At 67.6% G+C, this 7,182-nt stretch carries 8 protein-coding genes and 2 tRNA genes; 5 read left to right on the top strand and 5 right to left on the bottom strand.

Annotated elements, in window-relative coordinates:
• From VNS22_RS28630 to VNS22_RS20030, 4 genes are all read right to left on the bottom strand, one after another.
• Nucleotides 1-176: calcium-binding protein (locus VNS22_RS28630; protein ID WP_414653394.1), on the bottom strand; the 176-nt coding region annotated here is incomplete at its 3' end.
• Between the two features lie 324 nt (nucleotides 177-500).
• Nucleotides 501-575, bottom strand: a tRNA-Glu gene (locus tag VNS22_RS20040).
• 43 nt (nucleotides 576-618) lie between these two features.
• Nucleotides 619-1,908 (bottom strand): class I SAM-dependent RNA methyltransferase, encoded by a 1,290-nt coding sequence (locus VNS22_RS20035; RefSeq protein WP_325735564.1) that lies wholly within the window; start codon nucleotides 1,906-1,908, stop codon nucleotides 619-621.
• The gene (locus tag VNS22_RS20030; protein ID WP_325735563.1) at nucleotides 1,905-2,207 is read right to left on the bottom strand and encodes a hypothetical protein; all 303 of its coding nucleotides are present in this window, start codon (nucleotides 2,205-2,207) and stop codon (nucleotides 1,905-1,907) included. Before VNS22_RS20030 ends, VNS22_RS20035 begins: the two co-directional genes overlap by 4 nt.
• A 52-nt stretch (nucleotides 2,208-2,259) precedes the next feature.
• Here VNS22_RS20030 and VNS22_RS20025 point away from each other — a divergent pair, with 52 nt between their 5' ends.
• The 3 genes from VNS22_RS20025 to VNS22_RS20015 all read left to right on the top strand — a co-directional run bounded on the left by VNS22_RS20025 (nucleotide 2,260) and on the right by VNS22_RS20015 (nucleotide 4,634).
• The gene (locus VNS22_RS20025) at nucleotides 2,260-3,261 is read left to right on the top strand and encodes an RluA family pseudouridine synthase (RefSeq protein WP_325735562.1); all 1,002 of its coding nucleotides are present in this window, start codon (nucleotides 2,260-2,262) and stop codon (nucleotides 3,259-3,261) included.
• Between the two features lie 129 nt (nucleotides 3,262-3,390).
• A complete protein-coding gene (gene rpoH, locus VNS22_RS20020) occupies nucleotides 3,391-4,329 on the top strand; it encodes an RNA polymerase sigma factor RpoH (RefSeq protein ID WP_325735561.1) in 939 nt (312 codons plus the stop codon).
• On the top strand, nucleotides 4,326-4,634 hold the full coding sequence (locus VNS22_RS20015) for a hypothetical protein (protein WP_325735559.1): 309 nt from the start codon (nucleotides 4,326-4,328) through the stop codon (nucleotides 4,632-4,634). Before rpoH ends, VNS22_RS20015 begins: the two co-directional genes overlap by 4 nt.
• Here VNS22_RS20015 and VNS22_RS20010 read toward each other — a convergent pair.
• Nucleotides 4,621-5,844, bottom strand: coding sequence for an O-antigen ligase family protein (locus VNS22_RS20010; protein ID WP_325735557.1), 1,224 nt, complete (start codon nucleotides 5,842-5,844; stop codon nucleotides 4,621-4,623). The genes VNS22_RS20015 and VNS22_RS20010 overlap by 14 nt on opposite strands.
• A 140-nt stretch (nucleotides 5,845-5,984) precedes the next feature.
• On the opposite strand from VNS22_RS20010, the gene VNS22_RS20005 reads away from it, so the two are divergent.
• Together VNS22_RS20005 and VNS22_RS20000 are read left to right on the top strand one after the other, a co-directional pair.
• Nucleotides 5,985-6,072, top strand: a tRNA-Ser gene (locus tag VNS22_RS20005).
• Nucleotides 6,073-6,601: 529 nt separating this feature from the next.
• The gene (locus VNS22_RS20000; protein ID WP_325735555.1) at nucleotides 6,602-7,018 is read left to right on the top strand and encodes a hypothetical protein; all 417 of its coding nucleotides are present in this window, start codon (nucleotides 6,602-6,604) and stop codon (nucleotides 7,016-7,018) included.
• The last annotated feature ends 164 nt before the right edge of the window (nucleotides 7,019-7,182 follow it).

The following is a 7,182-nucleotide window of genomic DNA, read 5'->3' as shown; positions in this document are numbered from 1 at the left end:
TAGAGGCGGTCGTTGCCGAGCTCGCCGCGCAGCGTGTCGTTGCCCAGGCCGCCCTGGATGAAGTCGTCGCCCGCCCGGCCTTCGAGGAGGTCGTTGCCAGCCAGGCCCTGGATGGTGTCGCGTCCGGACGTGCCGAACAGCCGGTCGTTGCCGGCGGTGCCGGTAATCTTTGCCAAAGTGGAGGCCCCTTATTCGTGATGGGGCTAAAGGCTCTGCGTCCGGTACGCTAGACGGGCAAAGGAGCCTCTGGAAGGGGGATAACCGCCAGGGGAACCCTCCTCTGTGCGACCTGCGAGAGCCGCAGACCTAAGGTGAAGGTAGATCTCAAAACCTGTCACGGGGATCTAGGATCGCAGGCCTACAGAACAGGTCGAGCCACATTCACCTATCCGTTGTCGTCCATCTCGATCCGGGGAGATACATTTCCGAAGCGTGCCAGCAGGCTCGTGCAAACGCGAGCGACTAGGCCGCCCGACGCCTGCTAACCGCTTGAGAAAGCTTGGCGTCCCCAAGGGGACTCGAACCCCTGTTTGCGCCGTGAGAGGGCGCCGTCCTAACCGCTAGACGATGGGGACGTCTCGGTGACGGAGCGCTGGTTACAGGGCCCGGCCGGTGCGGTCAAGCGGGTTCGCGCTGGAAGATCGCGGCGAGCTCGATCTCGTCCGACCAGAGGAACTGGCCGATCGGCTGCACGCCCATCAGGTGGTAGCCACCGTCCACCAGGATACGCGCGTCGCGGGCAAAGCTACCGGAAGCGCAGGAAACATAGCCGATCCGCCCGACGCGGCTTCCGGCCAGGACCGTGCATTGCGGCCTGGCACCGGCACGGGGCGGATCCAGGATCACGGCATCCACCGGGCGCAGTTCGGCCAGCTGGAGCGGGTCCCGCTCCAGGTCACGGTGCTGGACGGATACGCGGCTGCCCCTGATGCCCTGCCCGAGTGCCCGGGCGAGCGTAGCGGCGGCCGCCTGGTCGCCCTCGACCACGTCCAGCCGGGCCGGCAGCGGGGCCAGAGCCAAACCCAGGGCACCGGTGCCGCCGTAAAGGTCGAGCACGTGGCGGGCGCCCGCCAGATGGCGGTTCAGGAAGCGGCGCATTGCCGCCAGCCCCGCATCGGTCGCCTGGCGGAAGCCGCCGGACACCAACTCGATGCGGATCGGGCCGTGCTGCGCAAACGGCACCGCCGCCGTGGCGACCGGCTCGCTCTCGTGCCCGGCAGCGCTCCGCCAGGAAATCCGGCAGACACCGGCGAGTTCGGGCAGGGAAGCGGCCAGCCGGATCCGGTCCGGCATGGCCAAGGGCTTTTGGGTAATCACCACGACGTCCACCCCGGCCTCGCTGTCCTCCAGGGCGATCTCGCCGTCGGCGGTGCCAAGCGCCGCCAGCAGGGCTCGCAGCGACGGCAGCAGGGCCACCAGCGCCGGCCTCGCGATCAGGCAGGTCGTCAGATCGACGATCCGCGCGGAACCGGCCTCGCGCATGCCGAGCACGACGTTCTTGCCCACGCGGCGCCAAGCCAGGCGCAGTCGGCGGCGGCTGGCCGGCGGGGACAGTTCGACCGGCTCGATCGGCACGCTTTCCAGGCCACGCGCCTCCAGGGCCGCCCTGATCCGCTGCTCGAGAAAAGCCGCATAGCTGGGCAGGGCCAAATGCTGCAGCCGGCAGCCACCACAGTTCCCGAAATGCGGGCATGGCGGGGCCACCCGTTCGGGCGAACCCTCGAGTACCGTGACGAGCTGGGCGCGCCGCTCGCCCTGCCGCCGCTCCGGCCGCACCAGGACGCGCTCGCCCGGCAGAGCGCCGGCCACGAACAGGCGGCTGCCGTCGGCCAGCCGGGCGATGCCGTCGCCCCGTCCGCCCAGGGCCTCGATCCGGACCTCCATCGTGCCGTCTGTGGTATCGTTCACGGTGCGATCGTCACTGGCAGGTCATGGACGGTGGCACCGCTGTTCGGGTCGAGCAAGCGCAACACCTGGCGTCCTTCCTGGTCCTCCAGCAGGAGAACGAGGTCGTCCGGGCCGCGCGACAGGTCCAGGATGCGCTGGCCAGGTGCGAGCCGGACGACGGGCGGTCCTTCGGTCACTGGGCTACGCTGGCCTTGCGCGCCGGTCGCGAGCAGCCAGATGAGAAGGACGATTCCGGCCACCAGCACGACCGCGCCGGCGATCACGAAGCCCAGGAGAATGCGGGTGGCGGTCTCGCCCATGGATCAAGATTCCGAACAGGATGCACGCGTGGACGCGGCGGTGGCAGACAAAGTGGCGGCAGACAGAACCGCGGCAGACGAGGCGGCGGCCACCAGCTTCGCGCGGGTGGTCGAGCCGGCCGATGCCGGGCGGCGGCTGGACGCCTGGCTGGCCGCGGTCCTACCCGATCTGTCCCGTTCGCGCATCCAGGCACTCCTGGACCAGGGCCAGGTGCTGCGCGACGGGCAGAAGGTGAGCCAGGCCTCGCGCAAGGTCCGCGCCGGCGAGAGCTACCGGCTGGCCGTGCCGCCGCCGACGGCGGCGATCCCGGCGGCCCAGGCGATCGACGTAGGCGTCCTGTTCGAGGACGAGCACCTGATCGTGGTCGCGAAACCGGCCGGCCTGGTGGTCCATCCCGGGCCGGGCCATGACGACGGCACGCTGGTCAATGCCCTCCTGGCACGCTGCGGCGGCTCGCTTTCGGGGATCGGCGGGGTGGCCAGGCCCGGCATCGTCCACCGGCTCGACAAGGACGTCTCGGGCGTGATGGTGGTCGCCAAGCACGACCGGGCACATACCCTGCTCTCCGGCCAGTTCACCGTCCACTCGATCCACCGGATCTACGAAGCGATCGTGCGTGGCCTGCCGGCCAAGGCCGAGGGCACCGTCGACCGGCCGCTTGGCCGCGACCCGTTCGACCGCAAGCGCATGGCGATCGTGCGCAGCGGCGGCAAGCGCGCGGTCACCCACTGGCGGCGGCTGGCGGCAGCGGGCACGCGCGCGGCCAGGGTCGAGTGCCGGCTGGAAACCGGCCGAACCCACCAGATCCGCGTCCACCTGGCCAGCCTCGGCCACCCGATCCTGGGCGACCGGCTCTACGGCCCAAGGCGCACCGGCGACCTGCCGGAAGCCGCGCGGCCGCTGGTCGAGCGGCTGGACCGGATTCTCCTCCATGCGCGCAAGCTGGGCTTTGAGCACCCCATCACCGGCCAGCGCCTGGAATTCGACCTGCCGCCTCCCCCCTTGTTCGAGGAGGTACTGGGCGCGTTTCGGACGGACGGCCCACCCGACTGAGCACGCGCGCGCTTGCGGCAGAACCGCCTCGGGAGCACCGCTCTTCTGGCAAGGTCGGCCGGGGTACGCTATCTAGACCCCATGGGTCCGAAATGCCGGGCCCTTTGCAAGCGCAGGAGAAGGAGTGCCATGGCCGGTCTTCCGACGGTCGCCCTCGAAGGCAGCGGGCTGTCCCGTTACCTCGACGAGATCCGCCGGTTTCCGATGCTGTCGGCGGAGGAGGAGTACATGCTCGCGCGCCGCTGGCGCGACGACGAGGATTCCGACGCGGCGCACAAACTGGTGACCTCCCACCTGCGGCTCGTGGCCAAGATCGCGATGGGCTATCGCGGCTATGGCCTGCCCATGTCGGAAATCATCTCGGAGGGCAATGTCGGCCTGATGCAGGCGGTCAAGCGCTTCGACCCCGAGCGCGGCTTTAGGCTCGCCACCTATGCGATGTGGTGGATCAAGGCAGCCATTCAGGAATATATCCTCCATTCCTGGTCGCTGGTGAAGATGGGCACCACGGCTGCACAGAAGAAGCTGTTCTTCAACCTGCGCCGGCTGAAGTCGCAGATGCAGGCGATGGAGGAGGGTGACCTCCACCCGGACACGGTGCGCGCGATCGCCGACACGCTGGCGGTCACCGAGCAGGACGTGATCGACATGAACCGGCGCCTGGAAGGGCCCGACCATTCCCTGAACGCGCCCTTGCGGGTCGAGGGCGAGAGCGAGTGGCAGGACTGGTTGGAGGACGAGCGCGAAACCCAGGACCGCTCGATCGCCGAGGCCGACGAGCGCGGCCATCGCGAGGCGTTGCTGGCCGAGGCGATGTCGGTGCTCAACGAGCGCGAGCAGCACATCCTGACCGAGCGGCGCCTGAAGGAGGATCCGACCACGCTGGAGCAACTCTCCGAGAAGTACGGGGTGAGCCGCGAGCGGGTGCGCCAGATCGAGGTGCGCGCGTTCGAGAAGCTGCAGAAGGCGATCCTGGAACTGGAGCGCAAGAAGGCCCAGGAGCATGCCGAGGCGGCACCCAGGATGCCGCAGATGGGCGATCTGCGCGAGCGGGGCCAACTCCATTGACCGCGCAGTCCGACGCGGCCGCCTTCCTGGCGTCGCTGGATGGTGCCGCACCGCCGGCCGGTCTGACACCGGCACTGCGCGCGGTGTGGTACGGACTGGCGGATCGCTGGGACGAGGCGCACGGTATCGTCCAGGAGCACGAGGGCCGGCCGGATGCCGACTGGGTGCATGCTTGGCTGCATCGGGTCGAGGGCGATCTCGGCAACGCCGGCTACTGGTATCGGCGCGCCGGTAGGCAGGTCGCCCAGGGCGACCTCGCGGCCGAGGGCCGTGCCATCGCCGCCAGCCTCATCAGCCAGGCCTGACCGGCCTACCGGCCCCGCGCATCGGGGCATGTGCCAAGAATAGTGCCGCTGCCTGCCACCACAGCACCGCGTTCCAGGTGGTGAACAGGGACATGCTGGTCATGAGCGGCCAGGCGAACGGCAGCATGGCCGCCAACCCGGCCACCAGCACCAGCCGGCCACCCTGCGCAAAGCGCCGCAGCCAGGCGGCGAGCAGCCCGAGCCAGAGCGCGAGCGCCACCACCCCGCCTTCCACCAGCATCTCCATCCAGGGATGGTGGGGGTGGCTGACGCAGCGCACCTCGACCGGCCCGATGGCGGCGAGTTCCGGTGCGGGGCAGCGCCTGGGGAATTCGGAGACGCCGATCCCGGTGATCGGCTGCTCCGCGAACAGGGCCAGGCCGCTGCGCAGGATCTGGCCGTAGCGCTTGTCCGCGAACCCATCGAGGTCGTCGACGGTATGGCTGACGAACCGCTCGATCAGGATCGGGTGGACCACTGCCACCAGGCCCAGGCCCATCATCCCCAGCACCAGAGCCGGCAGGAGAAAGCGGCGCAGCACCGGCAAGCCCGCCAGACAGACCAGCCCCCCCAGACTGAAGGTGAAGAGGGCTGAGCGTTCCCCGGTCAACAGGATCACGAGGCCCAGCGCCAGCAGGCAGGTGAGCGGCACCGAGGCGGCCAGGCGCCGCTGCCCGGTCAGAGCCAGGAGCGGCAGGAGGGCCAGGAAACCGGTCTTGCCGAGGAAGGTACCGGCCTTTTGCGCGGAAAATGGACCGGACAGGCGGTAGGCTTCGGGCAATGGCTGGCCGGTCAGGGAAAAGCCGGTTGCGACCTGCACCAGGCAGTCGGCGGCGACCAGCAGGACGGCAGTGGCCAGGGTCAGGAGGAAACGCTGGCGGAGCGCCGGATCACGCAGATGCACGGCGGCGAGCGCTGCCGCGAACAGCACGAAGCGGATCTGCAAGAGGCCCTTCTTGCTCGCTTGCGCGGGATCGGCCGAGAACAGGCCGCCGAAGGTCAGCCAGGCGACCCAGGCCAGCGCCACCACCACCCAGGGCTCGCGCAGCCAGCGCCAGTCCCGCAGCAGGGCCGAGCGCAGCAGGAATGCCAGGGCCACCAGGATCACCACGCCGTCGGCGAACGCCCGGCCCAGCACGAACAGAAGGGGCAGGATGGTGACCAGGATGCCGCAGCCCCGGTCCAGCCTGCCGATGACACCTGAGTTCATGCGCCCTGGCCGAATTCCATGGCGACGGGCGGAACGGGCGACGACGAAGGTGGACTAGGCGGCAACAGCGCGGCTCCAGGTGACGGCTGCGGGTTGCGGGGGAAGATGGCAGCCGCTAGAAGCCATCGCCAGCCGAAACCGGAGGGATGGCCGAGCGGTTTAAGGCGCACGCCTGGAAAGCGTGTTGGGGGCAACTCCTCACGGGTTCGAATCCCGTTCCCTCCGCCAGTCGTACGTGATTTTCGTGCGAAACTAATATGTTAAGCGAGCCTCCGTTCGCTCGCCCCACGTCTAGCCCCACATCCATTGTCTGCACGAGCCCGGACGACCGTGGACAGTCCGTGGCATCTTGCCTGAGGGCATGTCCCACGATCGTCAAGAAAGAGAATCACAGGGAGCGGCATCAAGGCCGGTCCGGATGGTCGCGATCGGCATCCACCACCTCAGAACAAGTGATGTCCGGAGCGCCCCCGAAGCACGCCACCGACGCGGAACGCCCCCACGCTCGCTGGCACTACCTCTGAGTCGGTTGGCTGCGTAAGCCATGACCACGGACGTTGGCGGATGATGGCGGAAAGCTAATTTACCGGAAACTTACAGAGACGCCATGCCCTCAGCTTCATCCTATGCCGAGCAAAGGAGGCTGTAATTCGGGTATCGCTGGTATAGCCAAGGCAACCACGAGCAATAGCGCATAGAACTTCCATAATTTCTGTAGTTCGATAGCTTCAACTAGATAAGGCAGAGGATAACGATAATGATCATGACCTATGTGCGTCGTTTGAGTGCAGCAGCAGTTGTCTGTTCGCTGGGCGGGCAGGCAATGGCGGCCTGCACGCAGGGTGATATTTCTGGAGATTGGCAGGTTTATTCGCAGGGTTATGAGCGTGGCTTTGAACCTTATTGGACATTCTGCACGCTGCGAGTGAAGCCGAACGGCGTGGTCGACTTCAACGGCCAATCGTTTTGCAGAGGCATGAACGGCGCTCAGTTTCCCGTCTGGGGTTATCTGCAACTGGTTGGCACATCGGCGTGCATTTACTCCGGCTACATCGTGACGAATGGCTCACGCAACAACGTACCGCGAGCTACGATGAATAGATCGAAGGACACGTTGGCAGGCGTCGGGACTTTCCCAGCCGGGAATTTCGTGTTCACGGCAGTCAAACCGTAACAGCCAGCCGTTGAGTGCCGGGAGGGAGTGTCAGGAATTCCGTGTATCGGTGGGCGGTTGCCCATGATCAGGCCATGGCTCTGGTGAAGCGCTCGCCGAACAGGATGGCGAACTGGGCCTTGGCCATGCACCACTGACGGGGTGGCATCTTCCACTCCCGCTCG

Source organism: Geminicoccus sp., assembly GCF_035556675.1.
In the GTDB taxonomy this organism is placed as follows: Bacteria; Pseudomonadota; Alphaproteobacteria; order Geminicoccales; family Geminicoccaceae; genus Geminicoccus.
This window is presented reverse-complemented; position numbering and strand designations above follow the sequence as displayed.